General features: G+C 46.5%; 12 protein-coding genes. 5 read left to right on the top strand and 7 right to left on the bottom strand.

The genetic code is table 11. From position 1 onward, the window contains the following. Positions 1–176: 176 nt before the first annotated feature. Positions 177–5,795: an AAA family ATPase gene (locus Q5691_RS12080; RefSeq protein ID WP_333344971.1), complete on the bottom strand. Its 5,619-nt coding sequence runs from the start codon at positions 5,793–5,795 to the stop codon at positions 177–179. Between the two features lie 94 nt (positions 5,796–5,889). On the opposite strand from Q5691_RS12080, the gene Q5691_RS12075 reads away from it, so the two are divergent. Continuing rightward, the gene (locus Q5691_RS12075; RefSeq protein ID WP_333344969.1) at positions 5,890–7,068 is read left to right on the top strand and encodes an S-methyl thiohydantoin desulfurase domain-containing protein; all 1,179 of its coding nucleotides are present in this window, start codon (positions 5,890–5,892) and stop codon (positions 7,066–7,068) included. A gap of 168 nt (positions 7,069–7,236) precedes the next feature. On the opposite strand, the gene Q5691_RS12070 is transcribed toward Q5691_RS12075, so the two are convergent. The 5 genes from Q5691_RS12070 to Q5691_RS12050 all read right to left on the bottom strand — a co-directional run bounded on the left by Q5691_RS12070 (position 7,237) and on the right by Q5691_RS12050 (position 14,918). After that, entirely contained in the window at positions 7,237–7,920 is a 684-nt protein-coding gene (locus tag Q5691_RS12070) for a ribonuclease HII (RefSeq protein WP_333209180.1), read from the bottom strand. 1 nt (position 7,921) lies between these two features. Further along, the gene (locus Q5691_RS12065; protein WP_333344967.1) at positions 7,922–10,258 is read right to left on the bottom strand and encodes an Rne/Rng family ribonuclease; all 2,337 of its coding nucleotides are present in this window, start codon (positions 10,256–10,258) and stop codon (positions 7,922–7,924) included. 380 nt (positions 10,259–10,638) lie between these two features. Then, positions 10,639–10,767, bottom strand: a complete 129-nt coding sequence (locus Q5691_RS12060; RefSeq protein WP_333209176.1) for a hypothetical protein — start codon at positions 10,765–10,767, stop codon at positions 10,639–10,641. An 807-nt stretch (positions 10,768–11,574) separates the two neighbouring features. Next, on the bottom strand, positions 11,575–14,424 hold the full coding sequence (locus tag Q5691_RS12055; protein ID WP_333311365.1) for a TIGR03960 family B12-binding radical SAM protein: 2,850 nt from the start codon (positions 14,422–14,424) through the stop codon (positions 11,575–11,577). A gap of 143 nt (positions 14,425–14,567) precedes the next feature. Next, positions 14,568–14,918, bottom strand: a complete 351-nt coding sequence (locus tag Q5691_RS12050; RefSeq protein ID WP_333209172.1) for an STAS domain-containing protein — start codon at positions 14,916–14,918, stop codon at positions 14,568–14,570. Between the two features lie 383 nt (positions 14,919–15,301). Between Q5691_RS12050 and Q5691_RS12045 the strand changes: the two genes are divergently transcribed. Beyond that, positions 15,302–15,496, top strand: coding sequence for a hypothetical protein (locus Q5691_RS12045; protein WP_333209171.1), 195 nt, complete (start codon positions 15,302–15,304; stop codon positions 15,494–15,496). A gap of 461 nt (positions 15,497–15,957) precedes the next feature. On the opposite strand, the gene Q5691_RS12040 is transcribed toward Q5691_RS12045, so the two are convergent. Next, complete coding sequence (locus Q5691_RS12040) at positions 15,958–18,792, bottom strand: PAS domain S-box protein (protein WP_333344965.1); 2,835 nt, start codon at positions 18,790–18,792, stop codon at positions 15,958–15,960. A gap of 1,132 nt (positions 18,793–19,924) precedes the next feature. Between Q5691_RS12040 and Q5691_RS12035 the strand changes: the two genes are divergently transcribed. The 3 genes from Q5691_RS12035 (at position 19,925) to ftsY (ending at position 23,544) form a co-directional block, all read left to right on the top strand. Beyond that, a complete protein-coding gene (locus Q5691_RS12035) occupies positions 19,925–20,650 on the top strand; it encodes a DUF502 domain-containing protein (RefSeq protein ID WP_333209167.1) in 726 nt (241 codons plus the stop codon). A 350-nt stretch (positions 20,651–21,000) separates the two neighbouring features. Next, positions 21,001–21,633 carry a transcription antitermination factor NusB gene (nusB, locus tag Q5691_RS12030; protein WP_333209166.1) on the top strand — a complete coding sequence of 211 codons (633 nt, stop codon included), beginning with the start codon at positions 21,001–21,003 and terminating at the stop codon, positions 21,631–21,633. A gap of 153 nt (positions 21,634–21,786) precedes the next feature. After that, positions 21,787–23,544, top strand: a complete 1,758-nt coding sequence (gene ftsY, locus Q5691_RS12025; RefSeq protein WP_333227537.1) for a signal recognition particle-docking protein FtsY — start codon at positions 21,787–21,789, stop codon at positions 23,542–23,544. The last annotated feature ends 585 nt before the right edge of the window (positions 23,545–24,129 follow it).

The following is a 24,129-nucleotide window of genomic DNA, read 5'->3' as shown; positions in this document are numbered from 1 at the left end:
ACCATTCTCAAGAACAGGCTTTCCGGCCTGTTCCACAAGAGATAAATTTTTGTGTGGAACAGGTCGGAAAGCCTGTTCATAAAAGGTTTATTGACAATGGTGCAAGATGTGAGGTGTAACCAAGTAAAACCCGACCTACTTACTGCTTTACATCGTTGGCGAGATCCTTCACCTGCTTATACACTGCTCATTGGCAGGAAAACATTAAATGTAGTTTTGCCCGGAATTGATTCCACTTCAATTTTTCCCTGATGTTTGTCAACAATCTTCTTGACAATATCTAGTCCTAATCCGCTGCCTTCTCCTGCGGGCTTAGTAGTAAAAAACGGGTCAAATATTTTCCCTTTTATCTCTTCTGGTATCCCTTTGCCGCTGTCACTAATGGTAATCTTAGCCTGGTCATCTTGAGCCGTTAACTCAATTGTTAACGTGCCTCGATAATCCATGGCTTGCAAAGCATTGTGAATTAAATTCGTCCAAACTTGATTTAGCTCGTCGGGATAGCACAGTATCGGCGGGATGTCGGCATAGTTTTTGATGACCTCAACTCCCTGTTTGAGTAGATTTTGATACAAGGTTAAGATTGTTTCAATACCTTCTATAATACTTGCTACTATTTTTTCGCCTGACTGTTCGTAGCGGGCATAAGTTTTTAATGCAAAAACTACTTTTGATGCTCTATCTGTAGCTGTGCTGATAGTAGCAATACCTCTTTTTAATTCAGAAATTTTGTAGGCGATTTCTAGGAGATGTAAACTATCCGATCTTTGGAACAAAGGGACAAAGGTATCAATTTCATTATAAACCCCCATGATCACTAGGCGATCGGCTACGGTATCAGCACTATAAATCTCTAATTCTTCGAGTTGGCTTCTCAAAGCTCTCTTCAATTTGCGTTCTTCTTTGGTTGATAAGCTTGCTTCTTGTTGGAGGGAACGCTGAAGTAAACTCAAGAAATTCTGTGCTTCTTCTGGGGATAGAGATTGAAAAAGTGCGGGCAACTGTTCTAAAGTTTGATTTAAGAACTTAGAAACATTTCCTGCCGACGAGCGAATTGCACCCAGGGGAGTGTTAACTTCGTGGGCAACTCCGGCCACAAGTTGTCCTAAAGCTGCCATTTTTTCTGATTGAATCAATCCTTCTTGGGTGGCTTCGAGATTGCTTAAAGCTTGTGATAATTCTTGAGTGCGTTCTTCTACTTTTGCTTCTAAGCTGGCATACAGTTGGGCATTTTCTATGGAGATGGCGGCTTGCGAGGATAAAAGTTTTAATACTGCCAATCTGTCGGGAGTAAATGCACCTGTCGCTAGGTTATTTTCTAGGTAGAAGATGCCGATCGCTTTTCCTTGATGTTGGATAGGGAGACACAATACTGATTTGGGTTGATGGTTAATGATGTAGGGATCGTTGAGATTTTGGATGGGAGATTTCGGGTTTTTGATTTCATTATGCAAGTCGTTAAAAATGACATACTCTTGAGTTCTGGCAACATAGTTAATGATGCTGTGAGGTAAGTCATTGCTGGTTTCCAGAGAAATTGATTGCAGCACAATTGTTTCTGAGATACCACTAATTGCAGTGGCTTCAATTATTAAACTGCCTGCTTTTTTCAAAATCAGAGCGCATTTTTCTGCTCCGAGATTTTCCATCACTACTTGCATTAAGGTTGAGAGCAATTTATCAAGCTGAATTTCTCCTGAAAGTGCTTGAGATGCTTTCATTACTGTTCCAAAGTCCAGTGCTTCTGAAATACTAGAACTGGTGGAAGTGATGGTAGCAGCGGTGATGCGAGCAATTGTCTGGCTTGTAGTAATGGTATTTTTCTGGTTGAGAATTGGGGTGAGCAATTGAGGGTAGCGTTTTTCTAAATCCGCAACTTTGGCTAATGCTCCCCAACGAGCGTAAGCGTAATAGGCATCTGTTAAATAGACTGTGGCAATTTTTTCTTTACCCCATTCAATATAAAACTTAGCTGCGAGTTCGTGGGCTAGTGCTTCTTCGTTTAGATATTCGTTTTCTTGGGTCAGGACAATCGCGCGATCGTACATTCCTATTGCTTCAATATGTTCGCCCGCAATCCGATGTCGCTCAGCCTCGACTAAATAGAATTTGTGCATAAAATTCATGGGTGCATGATGCGCCCATTGCTTTAGCTTTATTTGATTTGCAGCTACTTTTTTAAGAATTTGTTCTTGTTCCGATTTTGTAGCGTCGGGATATTTGGAAAGCAGAGTTAAAGAACCATAGAAATTTTGCAGGGGGAAAAATAGCGTTCCGGTTACTCCGTCTAGATTTTTTTCTGAGTTGGCCGTGCATTCAACAGCGCGATCGAATTCTTCAAACAAGTAACAGAGAACGAGTTTATGAAAATACAATACAAACAGAAAAGTTTTATTTCCCTGTTCTTGATACAGTATTAGTGTTTCTTCTTCATTATAGTTTTCGCCAACTAAACGATAGGGATTTTCGGCAGCACCACTCAAATTTATTACAACCTGATGGAGCAATTGATTTATGGGAAGGAATTTTTCTTGATTAATATGAACCAGTGCTTCATTATAAGAGTTAATTTCTCGTCTCAGCTCGCTCAATTCTCTACCCATTAAAAATGAATACAAGCTGTAATCCATCAAAGATAAAGCAGCATATTCTAAATCTCCCGTTTCTAGTCCGCTAGAGTAAGCTTCTAGCAAAGGTTTTAAAGTTTCTTTGGCGTGTTGATTCCAGTACGCAATATGAAAATAAACAATCGTATAAATCTTGGCTTTTAATTTTTTGGCATTAACACGTTCTAATAGACTTAAAGCTAGTTGTCCAAATCGATAGCCAGTGTCGATATCTTCTCCAATAACACACAGCAGTAAACCACAGTTAGCATAGGCAAACGCAGACAAAGCAGTATTCCCATATTCAAGCGATAAATCAACTTGTTTAAATACAATCAGCGGTAACAGTATGGGAACAGTATTGTAAGCAGCAGAAAAAATGCTGTTGGCAATTTGCATAGCTGCTAACTTATTTAAATCAGTCATTTCTGGCAGATCGATTAAATCTTCGATCGCTCTTTGTGCCAACTGCGATCGCAAGGTTTCCAGAGCAAGCTGGATATCCGAATGGCAAGGAGACTCTGGAAAAGTAATTCCTAATTGCTGCAACAGTTCCAAACCAATATTTATTGCTTCTAATAGTTTATTTTGAGCGATGTTGTTTTGAATTTTTACCAGATAGACTTTCACTTTGTCTAGCAGTGTTTTAGCCTGTTTCAATACAACCTCTATCGCATATTCCATCTCCTCAACATCCCCTTTGAGATGTGCTGCTTCTGCGGCTTTTGAGTACAATGCTAAGCTTAAAGCGTACTGCTGCTGCCAGCTATTTGTTGCTAGAAGTCTCCTCCCTGCACTTAAATATTTGACCGCAGCAGCATAAGCTGTGGAAGTTTTAGCTTTACCTCCAGCAATTAGATTTAACTCAGCAAGTTCATCCCGTTCTGTTTGACTCTGAATTAACTCAGCCCCCATATTCAATTGATTGACAATATCAAAAATATTCTCTTCCCTTTCCGCAGCCGTAGGGGCGGTGCCCCCCTGCCCGCCCTTGTGCAGCAGCAATCTGCCGATCTTCAGGTGGGTTGACTGTTTCTGGTTTTCTGGAATTAGGAAATACGCTGCTTGTTGTACGCGATCGTGTAAAAACCTGTAAGCAACTAATAACTCCTGAGAGTTTTCCACTTCCAGCGTTTCAGATTCCTGAAAAAATTTGTAAACTTCGCCGATCGGCATAATTAGCCCGTCTTGTAACGACTTCCACAAGTCAGTAGCTGTTTGGGCATGGGATTTTTCATTGACAATTGCCAGTGTTTTTAAATCAAATTCGTTGCCGATACAAGCAGCTAATTGCAATACATTTTGAGTATTTACTGGAAGTTTTTGCAACTGGGATGCCATAAACTCGATAACATCATCGCTGACAGAAATTTCTCGGATTTTAGCAATCTCGCACTGCCAATAACCGCTTTCTAAATCAAATGTGATTAATCTATCTTCCTGTAGGGATTTAAGAAATTGATTGCTAAAAAATGGGTTGCCTTTAGTTTTATGAAATATTATTTCTGTTAAAGGGAGTGCTCTTTCTGACGGGCAACTTAATGTATCGGCAATCAGTTTGTTTAAGTTAGATTGATCGAGAGGAGAGAGTGTGATTTGATTGACTGTTGCTTCGGCCTTCCGAATCTCCTCTAAAGTCAGCATCAGCGGATGTGCGGGAAAAACTTCATTATCCCGATATGCACCCAGCAGCAATAAATAGCGAGTCTCCCTATTGCCTAAGATCAATTGCATTAATTTTATAGAAGCCAAATCCGCCCACTGCAAGTCATCTAGGAAAATTACCAAGGGATGTTCGACGGTTGCGAACACTCGAATAAACTTTTCAAATACCCGATTGAATCTATTTTGCGCGCCACTTCCTTCTAAGTCTGGAACTGGTGATTGCTTGCCAATCAAGAGTTCTAATTCTGGAATTACATCAATAATTACTTGTCCATTTTCGCCTAAAGCTTCTAAGATTGTGGTGCGCCATTTTTTTATTTCTGCAACACTTTCTGTCAGCACTTGTCGCATTAAATTTTGGAAAGCTTGCACCCAAGCCCAGAAGGGAATGTCACGCTTGAATTGGTCGAATTTTCCTTTGATGAAGTAGCCGCGCTGGCGGACGATCGGCTTGTGAATTTCATTAATTACAACTGTTTTGCCAATCCCAGAAAAACCAGCTACTAACATCATTTCGCTGTTACCTTGACTTGCTCGATCGAATGCTGCTAGCAAAGTGGCTACTTCTGTTTCTCTGCCGTAGAGTTTTTCTGGAATAATGAAGCGATTTGAAATATCTCTTGCTGCTAATTCAAAGGGCGCAATAGTGCCATTAGCTGAATATTCTTCTAAACACTTTTCCAAGTCGTGTTTGATGCCGAAAACTGTCTGATAGCGGTCTTCGGCATTTTTTGCCATCAGCTTGATGGCGATATCACTTAACATCTTCGGGAGGGTCGGAGCGAGTTCTATCGGAGGCTTGGGCTTCCTCGCAATGTGGCCGTGAATTAATTCCATCGGATCGCTACTTGGAAATGGCAATTGTCCCGTTAGCAACTCGTATAAAGTTACTCCCAAAGAATAAAAGTCGGTGCGGTAGTCAATTCCCCGATTCATTCGTCCGGTTTGCTCGGGAGAGATGTAGGCTAAAGTGCCTTCTAAAATATTGAGGTTTTGAATTTCTTGGTTCTCTCTGACTAACAGGGAAGAAATACTGAAGTCAATGATTTTTATCTGTTTAGAAACCGGGTTGATTAGAATATTTTCTGGCTTAATATCTTTATGAATGATCTGGCGTGAATGCAGTTCGTGTAATATGTTGACAATTTCGATCGCGATTTTGAGAAACTCGCCGATGTTAAGAAATGTACTTTGGGCTTCCTTGCCAGCTAGTGTCTTGTTGGTTTCAGAATATGTTCTCAGAGAAACGCCACCGAAATCTTCCATTACCAGGACAAATCGATTGCGGTATGTTTCTAATTTGTAGGGTTTGACAATTCCTGGGAGATCAAGATTTTGAACTATATTATACTGATGTCGAAACTGAACCAATTCGGAGACGGTGGGGCATTCGCTGTTAAGAATTTTGAGGACAACGGGTGTGCCATCGGATTCTTGCAGACCTCGATATACTGAGGTTCGAGAGCCAGCGTAGATTTGCTGGGCGATTTGATAACCTGGAAGGGCGATTGGGGCATCAGTCATCTGTCTTTCCCGCCTAGTTGTACTTTTTTATATATTATCGTATAGTCAAAAATTAGCTGGCGAGTATATTTTTTATCCCGTTTGGAGGGTGCTGATGTCTGTTCGACTCGATAAGAATGGGATGAAGCTAGTAAATATTGGAGCCTGTGTCTTGGCTTCTGGGGGCGGAGGCTCTTATCTTGTCTCTAACAAAATCATTGATGATGGCGTTCTAGATGACACCGTTGTTGAAGTATTAGAGGTAAAAGAGATTCCAGGCGATCAATGGATTGCCGTGTCTGCAAACATGGGTTCGCCCGATGCGTTATTCAAAACAGCCAATCCTCATGCCCCCACAAATGCTTTTCTAGCTTTACAACAATGGTGCCAGCGTACAGGAAAATCTTTCTACCGTGGTTATGAGAATTTCGATCGCTTTAATTTTGTCCTGCCTATAGAAATCGGGGCAATTAATGCTGCTTCTCCTCTAACTGTAGCAGCTCAATTACAAATTCCGATTATTAATGCCGACGGTGCGGGTCGTTCTATCCCCACCCTACCGCTAACAACTTTCGCTGGCTCAATTCCGCTGTTTCCTAACTATGTAGCTAGCGAAGCTCCTCCCGACAGTAAATTTAATACAGGGCAAGTTAATGTTCCAGATGAAAATAGTTTAGAGCAAGCAATTATTGGTTTAGTTATGACTGAACCGTTTGGCGGAATTGCTGGACTCGCGATCTATGCAATGAACGGTCAAACTTTGAATGACAACCCGCCTGTTTCTGGCACCCTAATTGATGCTTTAAGAATTGGCTATATTTACCAGTCTACTGAGGGTAAAGAACGTGCGTATAGTATCGTTGAATATCTGAATGAAGGTGCTGCCCAACCGAGAAAGGCAAAGCCGATTTTTCACGGATATATTACGCAAATGGTTGAAGCAGAAGGAGGGACGGATATTGGTCAAATTGTGGTTAGCGCAGCGGATCAATCGGGAACAGACTTGTGGATATATAACCAAAATGAAAACATCTTTGCTAGTCTGAATACTCAAGGCGAACCATATATTATGGGACCAGACTCGATTTGCTATGTTCCGGCATCAGGCGATATGTTTGATAATTCCGATTTGTGGAATATGTATCAACAACCTGGTTACGAGCCTATCGAAGTTTATATTGTCGGGATAGATGCTCCTGATGTTGTCAAAGGTAATGCTAAACTTATGGCTAACTGGCAGGCAGTGCGGAGTCAATTTGGATACTCAGGGCCATACACCCAAAATTGGTTATAAATGATATCTTGCACCCTTCTCAATAAGCCTTTTAGGGGCGGGCAAGATGCCCAACCCCTACATCCCACAATAAATAAAATTAAATTTTTGTGAAACAGGCATATTGTCTGTTCTTGAGAATGGTGCAAGATGAAGTTTAACCGGAGTTGTATTATTCCATACAACTAACTATTTTTGACAAGGACTAAAAGATTGTCGGTGAAAGACAGATACACCGCAGCGTTCCAAAGCCAATTTATGTTTAGCAGTACCGTATCCCTTGTTATTTGTCAAGTCATATTCAGGATACTTAACAGCCAAACGTACTATTAATTCATCGCGCCAAACTTTCGCCACAATACTAGCAGCAGCAATCTGAATCGATCGCGCATCACCCTTGATCATCGTCTCTTGCTCGATCGCCAAATTGGGAATCCTTTGATTCCCATCAACCAAACACAAATCCGGCGTTACCTTCAACTTCAAAATCGCCCGCTTCATCGCCAACAAAGAAGCCTGCAAAATATTGAGGCGATCGATCTCCCGCACCGAAGCCGCACCAATTTGACAGTCAACCGCCACAGCCCGGATCTTCACAGCTAACCGACTCCGGGCTGCGGCACTCAACTGCTTGCTATCTCGCACCCCGCAACTTGCTAATTCATCGAGAACTTCGTCGGGCAAAATGCAGGCAGCAGCCACCACCGGCCCGAACAAAGCTCCTCGTCCGACTTCATCCACACCCGCAATTACCAGAGCGTTCGAGGGAGAGGGGGAAAGGGGAAGATGGAAAGATGGGAAGAGAGTAAAAATTTCTACTTCTTCCTTCTTCCCTCTTCCCTCTGACTCCTTCCTTCTTCCCTCTGACTTCATATCACTCATCCACAACGGCTGACGAGCGGCGGCGGCGGCGGCGGTTGATAGCAGGCTCCTCGGGTTCGCTGGGTTCGCTGGGTTGGCTGGGTTCGATCGGCTCATTAGATTCGATCAGCTCATTAGATTCGATCGGCTCATTAGATTCGATCGGTTCATAGGATTCGATCGGTTCATAGGATTCGATCGGTTCATAGGATTCGATCGGCTCATAGGATTCGCCCATCACATCGCTGGGTTCCTCAATCCGATCAAAATCATCAGTTTCGTCGATCGAACTCTCGCCGTAAAGTTGGGCCTCATCATCCTCAGAAAAAACAGGCTCAACTACCGACCTTTCTGGATAATAATCCCGTTCCTGTGCATTCTGTGCAGGCGCCGTCGGTTCAAATTCAAATTCGAGCTGCTCGAAAGGCGGCTTGTTCGGCGCCGCTCCGGGGAGAGTCACCGAAACGATCGCATTCTTAGGATTTTTCACGCTGCGATCAGTAAGCACCAAAGGAGAAACCCCCATCAGAGCATAAACATCCTGCTCCTCCGCCGTCATTTCCACCGAAATCACCTCTGGAGGCTCAACCATCGGCTTCATCAACTCAGACTTAGCCGGCCGCACGCGATCGAAATCCTCGCGCCTGCCAACAGTCGCCATATTCACCAGCCCGAAGCCCTCCGAAGCGGCCCGGATGCCGGGGGGGGCCAGATACTCAGAGCGCGTATCCGCGACGGGCGCGCTCGAAGTATTCGGCAGCCGCAACTTGCTACGTACCGGTTCCTCCTCCGCCGGGAGAGCAAAAGGCTCTTCGCCAATCCGGCGGCGGCGGCGGCGTCTAGTTCCGTTCCCCAAATCCTGATAGCTGGGATGGTTGAGCAAGTCCAAAGGCGATGCGTTGCTGCCGGTCTCAAAATCCAAACTTTCGCTTTGAGGTTCCCAAGCAGCCCTAGCAGGTTCGGGGGGGCGTTCTTCCCGCACCGGGGCAGGAGTTGCAGCCGCCACAGGCGTCAAGCTGCGACGTTCCAATCCTTCTGGCAAATTCAACAAAACGCGGTTCGATGTAGCAACAGTACGATCGCCCGATTCCCGCACCGCTGCGGCGAAGTCTTCTTCCCCAGGCAAGTGCACCAGATGACCCAACCCGCTGCAAGTAGGGCAACTGTGGCCGAACAACTCGTAAATATTTTGACCTTGGCGCTTGCGAGTCAGTTCTACCAGTCCCAATTCCGACAGTTGAGCGATTTGCGGTCGAGCTTTGTCAGCTTTGAGAGCTTTATTGAAATGTTCCAGCACCTGCAACTGATCGCGGCGGGATTCCATGTCAATAAAGTCAACAATAATCACCCCGGCAATATTGCGTAACCGCAGTTGTCTAGCAATTTCCGTGGCTGCTTCGCAATTTGTCCAGAGTACCGTTTCCCGAGCCGTCGCCGATCGAGTAAACGAGCCAGAGTTGACATCAATCACCGTCAGCGCCTCAGTCGGCTCAATAATCACATAACCACCCGAAGGCAAATCAACCCTTGGTCTGAGGGCTTCTCGAATCGCAGCATTAACCCGGAAAAATTCTAAAATCGAGGCGCGCTCTCGGTGGTGGTCGATCAAAACTCCCGCAGGAAGTTTACCACCGTTCCAGCTCATCAACTGCTGCTTCACCCGCTTAATTCCATTTTGCGAGTCCACCACAATCCGATTCACGTCACCGCTGAACATATCTCGCAGCACCCGCTGGATAAAATCGTCATCCCGGTTGAGCAGTGCCGGCGCTCGCGAAGTACCGCCTTCGAGTTGAACGGCTTCCCATTGTTTTTGGAGGACTTCCAAATCTTCCATGATGGCTTCTTCAGTCATCCCTTCAGCCTCAGTGCGTACCAGCAGCCCCATCCCGGCCGGTTTCACCAAAATAGCCAGGGCTCTGAGGCGGTTGCGTTCGGCTTCCGACTTGATCCGCCGCGAGAGATTGACTCCCCTGCCGTAGGGCATCAGTACCAAATAGCGGCCCGGCAGGGTAATGTTGCCTGTCAGCCGGGGGCCTTTGCTGCCCGTCGGTTCTTTCATTACCTGTACCACCACTTTCTGCTGGGGGGTCAGGAGTTCTGTAATTGCTCCTGCCGAGCGTTTAAGGCGCAGCGGGCCGAGGTCTGTGACGTGCATAAACCCGTTACGTTCTGGGTCGCCAATATTAACGAAGGCCGCATCTATCCCAGGGAGTACATTTTCAACAATTCCCAAGTAAATGTCACTGACTTGGTGGCTGCCTGTGGCTACCACAAGTTCTTGGATTTGATCTTCTGAAAAGACGGCAGCAATGCGATGCTGCTCTGCTATAACTATCTGCTTTGTCATTCAATTTCCTCAAAAAACTGGCAGCAAGTTAGAGACACTTACGCACTCATAGTGCCTCTGACTTAGACTGTAATTAGTAGTAGCTTGAAGAGTTATTAGCTGTGAGTTGGTGCAGGGTGGAAGGAAAGTTATCTGTGACAGTTAACTGTTAACTGTTACAGATAAAGTAGTTAAACCCGCCCGTACAGAGTTATGAGTTATGCTCAGCAGATAAATCTGAGAGATAGAAATAAGGAGGCTTTTATCGAGTTAGCAATATTGAGATTTGAGTTGACAATTGCGAAATCAATACTCAAAATTCAACACTTACAACTCTTCCTTTGAACGAGCGCGAATAAATTCATTGACACCGTACCAATTTCTTAACACACAACTTAACACTACGAACTGATAACTCCGCTTGCGTGGTGGTTGAGGGCTGGTTTTGAGGGAAAGTAGGTAGGAGTGAAAGCGCCTACACTTTTGTTGAATTCTTGTGCGATCGCACTCAACACACACCAGCTTGGCATTCGACTGCAACCTCTGCCCCTGCGAACCCTAAAACCTCGTCAGTCGATTTTAGATTTTAAATTTTAGATTTTAGATTTACTCCACAGATGAATCTAGGAGATTGAAATTTAGTCTAAAATCTAAAATTTTGGTTTTCCACGAATTAAGTCGGGGGCTTATTTCTGTTTTTTGACGGGTCAGTCGATTTTAGATTTTAAATTTTAGATTTTAGGTTTTAGATTTACTCCACAGATGAATCTGGGAGATTGAACTAAAGTATAAAATCTAAAATTTTTGGTTCTTCACGACTTAAGTCGGGGGCTTATCTCCGTTTTTTGACGGGTCAGTCGATTTTAGATTTTAGGTTTTAGATTTTAGATTTACTCCAAAGATGAATCTGGGAGCTGGAACTTTAATCTAAAATCTAAAATTTTTGGTTCTCCACGACTTAAGTCGGGGGCTTATCTCCGTTTTTTGACCCGCCAAAAACATCTATTGTTGAATACCCGTTCTGCGGTTTGAACCGTGAGATTTTTGAATAAGCCGACCACCGACAACCAGTCGATCGATCGAAATTAATCGCTAAATTTGGTTCAGACCCCGCTCCTGCAGGTTTGGCGCTAGATTTAGCCCGTGAATGTACAACAAAAAGGCTTGAAGTCTTGAACAGAAGCAATTTGCACCCAGCCCGCGTTGCTGGTTGACGAGGGCGGCGAGCGACTAAAGCGCTCGAGCCGCCGCGGCTTCCATAACAAGCGATTATAGCGTGAAACGACACATCCCGATCGAGAGCCAAAGGTGAAATATTCCACCACGGCTTCCCTATCTTAACCATAACCCAGGATTAGCTGACTACGCTGAACCTGTAGAAGCTGAATTTCCTGCTGGCTGACTTGTTCGAGCATGAACACAATATGTTCTGGCTTTAGCAAGTTGCCATCGCTGCGACAACTGCCGGTAAAGCGCAAGACGGCTCTACCTTCGGATGTAGCACTCTTAGCAGAGGTGCTGTCTGGTTTCTGCTCTACAAGTTCTAGTTTGTGGAGCCGATCGCGCAAATTGACATCCTTCGTCTTTCCCGACTTAGTAGTATGCACCCGCCAAAAAGCCTCGGTTTCGGCGATCGTCTTAACCCAAGCTTCCCAATTGGCATCAGGAGCCACGGAGACAGGAGCAGCATTTTCCAGGTCTAATTCGCCATTTTCTGTCAGCGAACCCCCTACAGCGACAGTAATTACGTACTCCGCTGCTTCTAACAACTGGTTAGCAGAAGGAGCCTTGAGATCGATCGACTCAACCTTGTAAATCGGAATATTTTCCGGCAGCTTAGCGGCCAACTTTTCCCGAAAACTCTCAATATCGATCGACTCAGTGAGCTCAAAGTCGGCAATTTCCCCAGTGCTGGTAACACCCAGAGGCAGAGCATTTGCCAGAGAAATCCGAGGATTCGGGTGAAACCCGCCGGTAAACGAAATCGGCAAATCGGCTCTGCGGACCACTCGATCGAACAATCGGATCAAATCCAAATGACCAACCAAAGCCATATCGCCCACCTTCCCGAACCAAACCCGAAAACGCTGTTTCCGCTCCGTATTCGGGACAAACTCCCCAGCAAACTCAGGAATTGGCAGCGCATCCACAACCACATTGTGTCCGAAATCAGTGCCACAAACCCCGCAGCGCGAACACCCCTCAAAGGAACAGTCGGGAACCGTCGCTGCTTCTAAAGCCTTTTGCAAGTCAATTTTAAGCCAGTTTTTGTCGATCCCCGTATCTAAATGATCCCAAGGCAGGGCCTGATCGAGAGAGAGGGGGAGAGAGGGGGAGGGGGAGAGGGGGAGATCCGAAGAATTGGGAAAATCTTCCTTGATTTCTCTTCCTTCTTCCTTCTTCCTTCTTCCGACGGACATCGAACTGACATCCGTTACATCCGTTACATCCGTTACATCCGTTACAGAATCCGTTGCCGAACTTCCTTCTTCCTTCTCCTCTTCCTTCTCAAAAAGATTCCACTCGCCGCTTTCGACTTGGCGGTATTTCCAGGTAAGGCCCGACTCATCGATCGCCTGAGTCCAAGCTTTATATGCCTTATCCAAGCTTTCCCACCACGCATCCATACCCGCGCCAAGTTCCCAAGCGCGGCGGACTACAGCAGCCAAACGTCGATCGCCCCGTCCGACAAAATCCTCCATTGCCGAAATCCGCACATCAGTGTAATTCACCTTGACGCCCCGCATTCCCCGAAACTCTTCCTTCAGGAGTTTTTGCTTGCGGGAAAACTCAGCAGTAGAAACCGAGTGCCACTGAAAAGGAGTGTGAGGCTTAGGCGTAAAATTAGAAATTGTCAAGTTAAAAGTGAGTCCTCGCCTGCCATCGATCCTGCATTCCCTGTGCAGCCAGCGGACTGTTTCGGCGATGCCGAGAACATCAAAATCTGTTTCTCCGGGCAAACCGATCATAAAATACAGCTTGATTTTATCCCAGCCGCGATCGACCGCAGTTTTGACACCCCGAAGCAATTCTTCGTTGGTCAAACCTTTGTTAACGATGTCGCGCATTCGCTGAGTACCAGCTTCTGGGGCAAAAGTCAAACCGCCTTGTCGCGTACCGCCGAGAATGTCGGCAATATTATCGTCAAATCTGTCAACCCGCTGGCTGGGTAGAGACAGAGAAATATTTTTATCTTTCAGGCGATTTTTGATTTCCATCCCAACTGCTGGGAGTGCCAGATAATCGGAACAACTCAGGGAAAGCAGGGAAAACTCGCTGTGCCCGGTGGCTTGCATCCCCTGTTCGATCGCCTCTACGACTTGCTGCGGTTCGACATCGCGCGCGGGGCGAGTCAGCATTCCCGGCTGACAGAAGCGACAGCCGCGGGTGCATCCCCGGCGGATTTCTACTGTCAATCTGTCGTGTACTGTCTGGACGTAGGGAACCAGGCCGATCGAATAAGCTGGTATCGGAGTCGCCACGCGGCGCAGAATTCGTTCTGGAACTTGCGGGCGGTTGGGATGAACAGAACCGTCGGCCGCCATATCGTAGAATTGCGGGACGTAGACGCCTGGAATTTGCGCTAAATCCAGCAGCAATGCTTCTCGGCTCAAATTATTTGTTTTGCCTTCTGCCAAAATCAAGCCAATTTCTGGCAGCAACTCTTCTCCATCACCCAAAGCGATGAAGTCAAAAAAGTCTGCGTAGGGTTCTGGGTTGGAAGTTGCCGTTTGCCCGCCAGCAAAAATCAGCGGTATTTGACCGTTTTGGGGATTTGTTGCTCTTTCTTGCCAAGTTAGGGGAATGCCGGCTAAATCGAGCATTTCCAGAATGTTTGTGGCTCCGAGTTCGTAGCTGAGGCTGAAGCCCAGAATATCAAATTCTGTGAGAGATCGCCTCGATTCTACGGCAAACAGCGGAGTTTTGGTCGATCGCAGTTTTGCTGCCAAATCTGGTGCGGGCAAATAAGCTCGATCGCACAACTGTCTCGGCCCTGCGTTCAAAATGTTGTAAAGGATGATGTGCCCCAGATTGGAAGCACCAACTTCATAAACTTCTGGGTAAGTGAGAACCCAGCGCACCAACGCCCCGTCCCAAGGCTTGTGCGTAGCCCCCAATTCATTTCCCAGATAACGAGCAGGCTGATTAATGTCTGCTGTAAGTAATTCTTCGACTTTTACTGCCACGGCTCGACTCGCTAAATATTTGCGACTCTTAAGCAGCCTACCTTAAAATCTGCCAACACGCCAACGACAGTAGTCTGTCTTTTCGGGCATTTAACCGAATTTGCTGTGTTTTTTTGCCTGTTCTCGTCGTTCAGGAGGCTTTATCAGTGTTGTTTTACGCAGGAGTTTTCGGCTTCAAAGCTATCGACATTTTCAAATATCTCAAAAACTCGATCGAGTTGGCTGAGTTCCAGAATCATCTTAATCCCGGGGGATACTGAGCAAAGACTAAACCTGCGCCCCATTTTTTTCGCCTGCTTCAGGCCCGAAACCAATGCCATCAAACCGGCACTGTCAATAAATTTTACTGCGCCCAAATCTACGAGTACCGCTACAACCCCGGGGGCTGCAATTGCTGTCATGAGTTGCCGTCCGAATTCTCCGCAGGTGGCTGCATTCAGGTGGTCTAGGGGTCGAATCACCGTAATTGGTTTATGGGCAAGAAGTGTCTGCATATGTCAAACCTATGGTTGCTACGTACTTTCAACTACTGTGCTGGACAGATGTAAGCCTAAACCTACTTGATTACTCTGAGCCTAACTTGCTCTGAGCGAAATCGACCAGTTGTTTTCAGTAATTTTACTGAATCTTTATTTATTGACTCTTTTTTATAAAATTTTGTGCAAGATTTGCGAAGGAAACGTAAGCTACTATACTATTTTTTATTTATGCGGGCAGGTTTAGTCTTGAGAATTCTAAAAAATGCGATCGACTGTCCCCTGGCTGTTAGATAAAAGTGAATAATGTAATTGAAATCACTTGTTAGTTCTGATTTAGATCACGCGCGCGATCGGCTGTTCAGATAATAATTAAATTGTACGGAGTTCTCTGAGCTACTATGCAAGCAACCTATGCTATTCGTAATCTTGTAGAAAAAGCCCTCTACATTAAGCAGTTAACGCCTGACATTGAAAACGAAATCAACTACGAGCTCACCCGTTTGGGCTACATCTCCGATATTGATTATGAGGCTTTAGAGTTATTAATGGATGAAATGGATGCCGGTCGGGTGCAACTGGTATCTAGTCGATAGTTGAAACCAGGGCCCAGAAAAATCCAAGAGCGACACAAAATCCTTGTAGGGCGCGAAATAGAGGAGTGCGAGAAGCATTGACCCCGACATGGCATTTTTCAATTGAAGCACGTATTTACTGAACTTGATATTTGAGGAGATACAGTTAAGGACGATCGTCCCTGCAACTCATACAGTTTTAGATTTTAGATTTTAGATTTTAGATTTTAGATTTTAGAAGTCGGACTACTGATGATGATCAGGGTTGGGAACTTTTCTACAGTTGCATTCGTTTTAGAAACTGCTATCAGTATCAAAAATTACCAACTTTGAGGCTAATTAAATTTATAACTGTTGGGGCTTGACAAGTTAGATAGAGTTCTGATTCCTACTAAGAAAAACGTTGTTCTGCCGAATTTTCCGATCGCTCGAATGCAAGAAAAATGATGTGTAGTTACGACATCCGTCATCGCGGAGTCAATCTAAAATCTAAAATCTAAAATCTTTGAGCGCGCCGCCAAACTTGCCACCACCGCCACCAACTCAGCAGGCTCGATCGGCTTGGGCACGTAAATTTGAAAACCTTGCTGCAGTGCCCGTATCCGTTCCTCTACCCTACCAACCGCCGTGAACGCCAACGCCGGAATTTCCCTGTCCACCATCCGCGATCGCACTTGCCGCAGCAGAGCCTCTCCGTCAAGGGCCTGTATCCCGATATCGATCGCCAACACATCCGGATTCAGCCTTTCAATCACCTCCATGGCAGCCATTCCAGAGTTAGCAGTCTCCACCTGGGCCCCGCAATCTTCGAGCACTGTACACGCAAAATCCAGGGAATCCGCGTCGATATCGACCACCAAGACTCGCACTCCAGAAAGATTGCTGCTGACAAAAGAGTCCTTTACAGGGGCTCGCGCCCTGCTTTGAGGAATCGCTAACTCCACAAGTCCAGCAACAGACAATCCAGCGTCGCAATGAAGCTGTTGAATTGGCAATCTCACTAAAAACCTCGACCCTTTTCCCTTCCCGGCCGATTCGGCTTGCACCGTCCCCCCGTGCATTTCCACAAAATGCCGCACTAGGGCCAAACCCAAACCCAATCCGTTGTACGAGCGCCTTGTAGAGCTGTCAGCTTGGCTGAACCGCTCGAAAACGTGCGGCAAAAACTCTTCTGAAATCCCTTGTCCCGTGTCACTAACCTCAATTTCGACACTAGCGGGCGACAAATTTTTACAGCAAGCGGATTCCTCACGGGCCAAAGTCCTCTCCATCTTTCGCACCGCCACCCTCACCTGCCCGCCATCTGGAGTAAACTTAATCGCATTCGACAGCAAATTCCACGCTACCTGCTGCAAGCGACCGGAATCGGCAAAAATCCGTCCTGCCGTTGGGTCGAAATCCGTCACAATTTCAATATTTTTGGCCGCAATCGCGGGCGCGAGAGTATCGATCGCAGCCTCAACAGTCGAAATCACATCCACCCAACGCAAATTCAGCGACAGTTTCCCGGTAATAATCTGTGACACATCCAGTAAATCCTCGATCAGAGTTGCCAGCGCTCGTGTATTGCGGTCGATCGTTTCCAGAGCCCGAACAGTCGTTTTTTCGTCAAACTTGCGGTTTCGCAGCAGTTGTGCCCATCCCAGCATCGCATTCAGCGGCGTCCGCAATTCGTGGGACAAAGTTCCTAGAAACTCGTCTTTAATCCGGTTCGCCCGCGCCAATTCCTCGGCTCGATCTTGCAGTTCTCTTTCCAACTGCTTGCCAACCGTTAAATCGAGAATAAAACCCACAGATTCTTGCCGCTTTTGCGCCAGCAAAACATATCCGATCAACACCGGAATCCGGCTACCGTCTCTCCTCCAGAATTCCTTTTCGTAGGGAGTGCAAGCCCCCGTTGCTTGTGCCTCTGCCATCCCCTTCTTGTCGAGAGACTGGTACTCCGGCGGCGTGATGTCAATCGAGTTTAATTCACCGCGCTGCAACTGTTCCCGCGTGTAACCAACTATCCGCAAAAATTCATCATTGGCCTCGATGATACCGCCGTCAACATCCCCGAAGATAATTCCTATCAAGTTAGCTTCGGCTAACATTCTCAGCTTTTCTTCGCTAGCCTGGAGTGCAGCTTCTGTTTGCTTGCGATCGGTAACGTCTTGGATGTAACCCGACAAACCAGAATCAGAAGGATAAAAACGCATCTTCAACCACTTATTCCATAACGGTACGAATTCTTCATACTCGATCGTTACCTTTTCTGCTAATGCTTTGGTCGCCATTTTATAAAACTGTAAATCCACAGCCCAGGGAAATATATCCCACATTTTTTTACCAATCAGTTCTGCTTGTGGTCTGCCTAACAGCTCAATAGCTTGGTGGTTGAGATAGGTATAGTTCCAATTTAAATCAACAGCGATAAAAGCATCAGTAATGCTTTCGAGAATGTTAGTAATTTTATCGTTTGCCGATTGCAGCGCTTTAGCTGTTTCTTCTGCTTGCAACCTCGCTGCTTGTTCGCGGGACAAAGCGGCAGCGCGTTCTTGTTCTGCCTGTTTTCGATCGCTAATATCGATGTAAGAACCGATGTAACCTGCAAAAGTGCGATCGGGTCTGTACCGGGGTACGCCTGTACCCAAAACCCAGCGGTATTCACCGTCATAGCGTCTCAGCCGGCATTCGAGCCGGTACTCGCTGCCAGCGTGGAAGGCTTTTTGGTAAATATCCAGACATTCTGGCAAGTCATCAGGGTGCAAGTTTTCCATCCAACCCGTGCCCATTTCTTGCGCTAAAGTTCTACCGGTAAACTCCAGCCAAACTTTGTTAAAGTAATCGCCAAGTTGGTCAGTGTCCGACATCCAAATCATTACCGGCGCGGTATCCGCCATGATCCGAAATCGAGCTTCGCTCTCCTGCTGCTGTGCTTCGGCTTGCTTGCGCTCGTTCCGTTCTTGAACTTCCCGCAGGGCCCGCTCAATCGACGGCACCAGCCGTATCAAACGGCGTTTGAGAACATAATCAGTAGCGCCGCTTTTCAAAGTTTCTATCGCTACTTCCTCACCCAAAGTAGCCGAAACAAAAATAAACGGCACTCCCGGACAAGTAGTGTGGGCAATTTCCAGCGCAGCTATACCGTTAAAACAAGGCAGCATATAATCTGCCAAAATAATGTCAAAGCGTTGTTTTTCCAGCGCCGTGGCAAAGTCTTCTCGATTTTCCACACACACCAGAGAAAATTGGAGCCCGCCATCCATTAGATATGCCTCAATCAGTTCGGCATCTAGGGGACTGTCTTCTACTAAGAGGATATTGAGCGTTTTCACAAAAATTCCTTTTACTTAAATATTAATTATCTGATACAAAATTTGATCTGGCTGCGGCTTTAAGTGAAGCCCACAAAAGTCTTGCGTTTTTAATGGCATAAAAAAATGTAAAAATCAATTGGTTTCATGAGTTGAGCATTCATATCTCAATCCTAGCTTCTAATCAAGTCTATTGCTGCTTGCAGCGGGGTAAATCCCCGCTCTGACTTGAGCGGCTAGTACGCTTGTTTTTCCTTAACTTCCGTCGGCTTCCAAGAAATCGGCATCGCTGGAGTCTTGCTTCTATGTAGCAGTTTAGCTATACCCTGTTAAACAAATAGTTTTGCGCTTCTGGCTAGAAACAACTAGCTATGTAGTAATTTATCTCGCTTGCTACTAACTACTGCTACCTCGTTTGGCAGATTATTTTTTTGTAGTGATGCCCAAGTTAATTCTATATTGCTTTGTCGCTCCTCTCAAGCTCGAATTCGGTTGAATTATGCCCTTATTTCCTGAATATCGATCAATCCTGTCAAAAAAGTCAAAGTTGCTGGTCTGTATGCTTTACTTTTTGCCGGATTTGCCTACCATGCAACAGTTGCATGGTAGGTAACTGTTGTTTTGTTTATCGCTGTCGCCCATCAAAAATCACCGCTTTCATACTAAGATATAGTTATACTGCATCTATCCAAAGATATATTTTGGCAGAGACTCTGTAGTCAACCTGCAGAGGTTCCCCTGAATTCGGTACAACGAAGTGCCACCCAGCCGAAAATCTGAGAAAGCTCGATCGACCAATTAATTTCCTATGCAAATCACAGAAAATTTGATCTGGACTCGCTACACTGCGACTCCCCGGCTGTCTCTGACCGATCGGCTTATTGATTGAACCGACCCAAAATGTCTTAAAATATACAATACGGTGAGCTGGTGCACAGCCCGCATATATTAAAACTAAGCGCCAACTTGCAATAATTCTTTAAAATAAAGGTACAGCACCGGCGATCCCTAACTCTTCCCCCTCAGAAAGGGTAGGGTTTAGCAGAATTGAAGACGATTGTCTATGGTGACATCCAGTAAAGCCCGTGCAGTTGCTTTAGTCTCAGGTTTATTCAGGTTATTGGCAACCAGTTACGAGGAGATTTGACCCGCCGTGCTCCAACGCATCAAACAAGACTTAAAAAACGACCTGATCGCAGGACTATTGGTAGTGATACCCTTAGCTACCACCATCTGGCTGACAATTACCGTCGCCAGTTGGGTGATCAATTTTCTCACCAAAATTCCCAAGCAGATCAACCCTTTTGACGGACTCCACCCGATTTTGGTGAATCTGCTAAATCTTTTAGTAGGGCTGGCTGTACCCCTGCTGAGCATTTTAGTCATCGGTTTAATGGCCCGCAACATTTTCGGCAAGTGGCTGCTAGACTTTGGCGAACGGGTGTTGCAGGCAATTCCCCTAGCGGGTTCGGTTTACAAAACCCTCAAACAACTGCTGGGAACCCTCCTCAACTCAAACGACAAATTTCGCCGCGTGGTGTTAGTGGAATATCCCCGGCGGGGAATCTGGACTTTAGCATTTGTGACGGGTACGATCGAGAGTAACGACATCCCGCCTCACCTTTCCGGTGAAACCCCGATCGGCATTTTCATCCCCACCACTCCCAACCCCACCACCGGATGGTACGCTATAGTCCCGGAGGCAGATTTAGTCAATTTGTCTATGTCGATCGAAGATGCCTTTAAAGTCATCATCTCCGGCGGCATCGTGAACCCCAACAACTCAATTGCAGTAACCCCCGAAAATATTAAGGGCAAAACACTCGAACCCTTGGTATCCGAATCAAGATACCAGGCTGTTCCAGTCGAAGAAGACTAAACGAAGACATCAATCTGTAGAGTCAGGTTTAGAGAGCATCTCAATGAGAGTAAAAAGCGTTTTTTAGGAGTGCGAGCGGGACGCCCGCTACATATATATATAGCGGGCGTCCCGCTCGCACTCCTGTAAAAGCAAAACTCAGATGCTCGCGGTTTAGCGGGTTTGAAACTCTAAACTTTACTTTCCCCATAACAGATAATATCTCTCCAAAACCTACCCAGAAACAATCGTGACTCAGGGCGGGTTTTTTGCGAGTTTTTCTGCTAAAGTCCAAGTCTATGCTCTGAACCAGCGCCTAGCAATCTCAAAAATTCCCAAATTCCTAAATTCTCAATTCCTATCTAAAAACTATGAAAAAAGCCCGCGAAACAGCACGCGAACTCGCCCTCCTCGGCATCAGCCAACTGCCGACGAATCCAGAAATCTTAGAAGCCAAGAAACTGCAAGATGTTCTCCTCGCCGCCATCCGTACCCTGACAGCAGAAGTTCAAGAATCCCTAGAAGCAGCAGCATCCGAAGTGCAGCGGAGTAGCGACAAACTGCTTGCCAGCGAAATCCGCGCCTCCGATATACAAAGTGCTAGAACAATGGTACGGGAAGCAGTCGAACTCACCCAAACCGCAATCAACCGTCTCGGTTCAGCAATGGAGTTTCCAGAACTAATCCAGCTAGCCAACCAGCAAGATGTCCGCACCTATGCTTTGCAAATTCTGACGAAAGTCAGCGCCAACCGTGTTCAAATTGATGAATTGCTCTCGGAATCCCTTGTAGACTGGCAAATAGAACGGTTGCCCCGGATCGATCGAGATATCATGAGAATCGCGATCGCCGAAATGCTATATCTCGGCTTACCCGAACAAGTCAGCGTCAACGAAGCCGTCCAACTGGCAAAACGCTACAGCGGCGACGAAGGACATCGCTTCATCAACGGAGTCCTTCGCCGAGTAGTCGATAAAATCAATGCAGAAGTTGTTAGTCCCTAGTCCTTAGTCATCAGTCCTCCGGGTGCTTGGTGGACACCTTACCCGGAGGGTGCGGCCGGGGCGCGAACCGTACCCAGAGTCATTAGCAATCCGCAATCCGCAATCCGCAATCCGCTCTAAACTAAGGACTAATAACTATATTCCCAATTTCCTATGGTATTTAATTGGTTTCGTCGCCAGTACAGCGAAAACAAATCTTCTGAAACAGAGGCAACACCCGAACAGCCGCAAGATGAGTCGGCAAAATCCGCACCGGTTGAGCCTCAAACAGATACAACAGAGCAAGCTTCTCCTGCTGTAGCCGAAGATTATCTTAATTGGGCAAAAGCTGCTTACAAAAATATTCAAAAACAGCAAAAACCCGAAACAGAAGTTTCCGAGACAGCAGCGCCCGATGTTCCAGCAGCCGAAGCAGAAATCGCGACAGTTGCAGAAGTTGCAGAACCGGCGATTATTGAAGCAACAGAGACGATCGAACTTGAACCAGCACCCACAGCACCAACTGTTGCAGAAGTTCCAGAAGTTGCAGCACCAGCAACAGTTGAAGCAACCGAGGTTTCGGAACTCGATGCAGCAACGCCTGCAGAAATTGCAGAAACCCTGCAACCCACAGCCGGGGCGATCGACATTGCACCGATAGCTCAACAATTAGAAGTTACAGCAGAAAATATAGAAATTGCCGAACCTGCAACCGAGGTTGTAGAAACCGAATCACTCGCATCCGACGGCGAAGCAGCCGAAGCCTTGCCCTTTTGGGCCAGAGCTCAGGCCGATCGCATGGAGCGCATCGAACGCCTCAAAGAAACTGCCATTGAAGAACCAGACGTAATTGCAGCCGCCGCCGAGAGAGCCGCAATTATCGAAGAAATTCCCGGTTTCGCCTTTGACGAAGGCTTCCTGTGGTCTTCAGAAATCTTAGCCAGTCAAGGCCGCCGACCAGACCAAGTATCTGTCGAAGAAATCACTTGGCTGCAAAAACTGCGGAAAGGCTTAGAAAGAACTCGTCGCAGCTTAATTAATCGACTAAAAGCGATCGTCGGTCAAGGGCCGCTCAATCAAGACGCAGTAGCCGAAATTGAGACTTTGCTCCTGCAAGCCGATGTCGGAGTCGCAGCCACCGACATCATTATCAGTCGCCTCCAAGAAAGACTCACACAAGAAGTGCTGCCCCCAGAACAGGCTCTCGCCTACCTGAAAACCATCCTGCGCGACATTCTGGACGCTCCCTGTGCCGAAACCGCCGCCGGTAATCCCGCCTACAGCCTGACATTTGCCCCGGAAAAAGACACTTTTAACATCTGGTTAATCGTAGGAGTCAACGGTGCGGGCAAAACTACGACGATCGGCAAACTTGCCCACATTGCCCAAAAATCCGGCTACAAAACCCTAATTGCCGCCGCCGACACTTTCCGCGCCGCCGCCGTCGAACAGGTGAAAGTTTGGGGTTCCCGCAGTGGCGTTGAAATTATCGCCAACCCAGGAAAAAATACCGATCCGGCTGCTGTCGTATTTGATGCGATCGCCGCCGCCAGCGCCCGCGGCACAGAACTGCTGATCGTAGACACCGCAGGCCGCCTGCAAAACAAAAAAAATCTGATGGACGAATTAAGTAAAATCCGTCGCATTGTAGACAAGAAAGCCCCAGGCGCTACCGTAGAATCTCTACTGGTCTTGGATGCCACACTGGGTCAAAATGGTTTGCGACAGGCAGAAGTGTTCGCAGAATCGGCCAAATTAAGTGGAGTAGTATTGACAAAACTCGACGGTTCTGCTAAAGGTGGTGTTGCCCTAGCAGTAGTGCAGCAGCTTGGTCTGCCCATCCGCTTTATTGGAGTCGGGGAAAGCATCGAAGACTTGCGCCCGTTTTCTAGTTACGAATTTGTGGAAGCCCTACTCGATTTTAGATTTTAGATTTTAGATTTTAGATTGATCAGGTATCTGTGGTCGTCCCGATTTTTGGAGGCGGGTACAGAGGTTCAAAATCTCAAATCCTTAACCTCAAACTACCATCGCAGGACTTGCGCCACCACGGGCGGCGAGTGAAAACTAAATACCTAGAAACAATACTTTCCCCTGTTCTTGCTGGTTTGGATTCAAAGTGCCAGTAGCGTGTCAAATTAAGCTCAAATTTAGTATCAGTCTGCTGTCTGATTGCACAATCTTCCCGATACCCCTGGCCCTCCAGGGCTGTTTCATTCTCTCGTAGTGGCTGCCCCCCGTGGCTGCCCCGATATCTGAAACCCCGACTCGTTTATGGGCTGGGCGGGCACAGGGGCACCGCCCTACAAAACCTTGGTTTTCCGTAGGGGCAATCCCCCCGTAGTTGCCCCGAAACAGCCCTGCCTGGCCCTCCCCTTAAGAAGGGCGACAGCAAATGGTTAAAGTCCCCCTGCTTAAGGGAAGCCGCTGCGGTCTTAGGGCCCCCCAAATAAAGCAAGCGGCGTGGATTTAGGGGTATTTAGACTCAGCTATAAACCAGATTTCTTAAGAATTTTA

The sequence above is a fragment of the Microcoleus sp. w1-18aA5 genome (genome assembly GCF_036701705.1).
Taxonomy (GTDB): domain Bacteria; phylum Cyanobacteriota; class Cyanobacteriia; order Cyanobacteriales; family Microcoleaceae; genus Microcoleus.
Note: the sequence above shows the minus strand (reverse complement) of the source record. Positions and strands in the feature narration are given on the sequence as shown.

What these genes read in the sequence shown, in the direction of transcription:
- Q5691_RS12080 (WP_333344971.1), bottom strand. Translation starts at nt 5,795, where the DNA reads ATGACTGATGCCCCAATCGCCCTTCCAGGTTATCAAATCGCCCAGCAA.
- Q5691_RS12075 (WP_333344969.1), top strand. Translation starts at nt 5,890, where the DNA reads ATGTCTGTTCGACTCGATAAGAATGGGATGAAGCTAGTAAATATTGGA.
- Q5691_RS12070 (WP_333209180.1), bottom strand. Translation starts at nt 7,920, where the DNA reads ATGAAGTCAGAGGGAAGAAGGAAGGAGTCAGAGGGAAGAGGGAAGAAG.
- Q5691_RS12065 (WP_333344967.1), bottom strand. Translation starts at nt 10,258, where the DNA reads ATGACAAAGCAGATAGTTATAGCAGAGCAGCATCGCATTGCTGCCGTC.
- Q5691_RS12060 (WP_333209176.1), bottom strand. Translation starts at nt 10,767, where the DNA reads ATGCCAAGCTGGTGTGTGTTGAGTGCGATCGCACAAGAATTCAACAAA.
- Q5691_RS12050 (WP_333209172.1), bottom strand. Translation starts at nt 14,918, where the DNA reads ATGCAGACACTTCTTGCCCATAAACCAATTACGGTGATTCGACCCCTA.
- Q5691_RS12045 (WP_333209171.1), top strand. Translation starts at nt 15,302, where the DNA reads ATGCAAGCAACCTATGCTATTCGTAATCTTGTAGAAAAAGCCCTCTAC.
- nusB (WP_333209166.1), top strand. Translation starts at nt 21,001, where the DNA reads ATGAAAAAAGCCCGCGAAACAGCACGCGAACTCGCCCTCCTCGGCATC.
- ftsY (WP_333227537.1), top strand. Translation starts at nt 21,787, where the DNA reads ATGGTATTTAATTGGTTTCGTCGCCAGTACAGCGAAAACAAATCTTCT.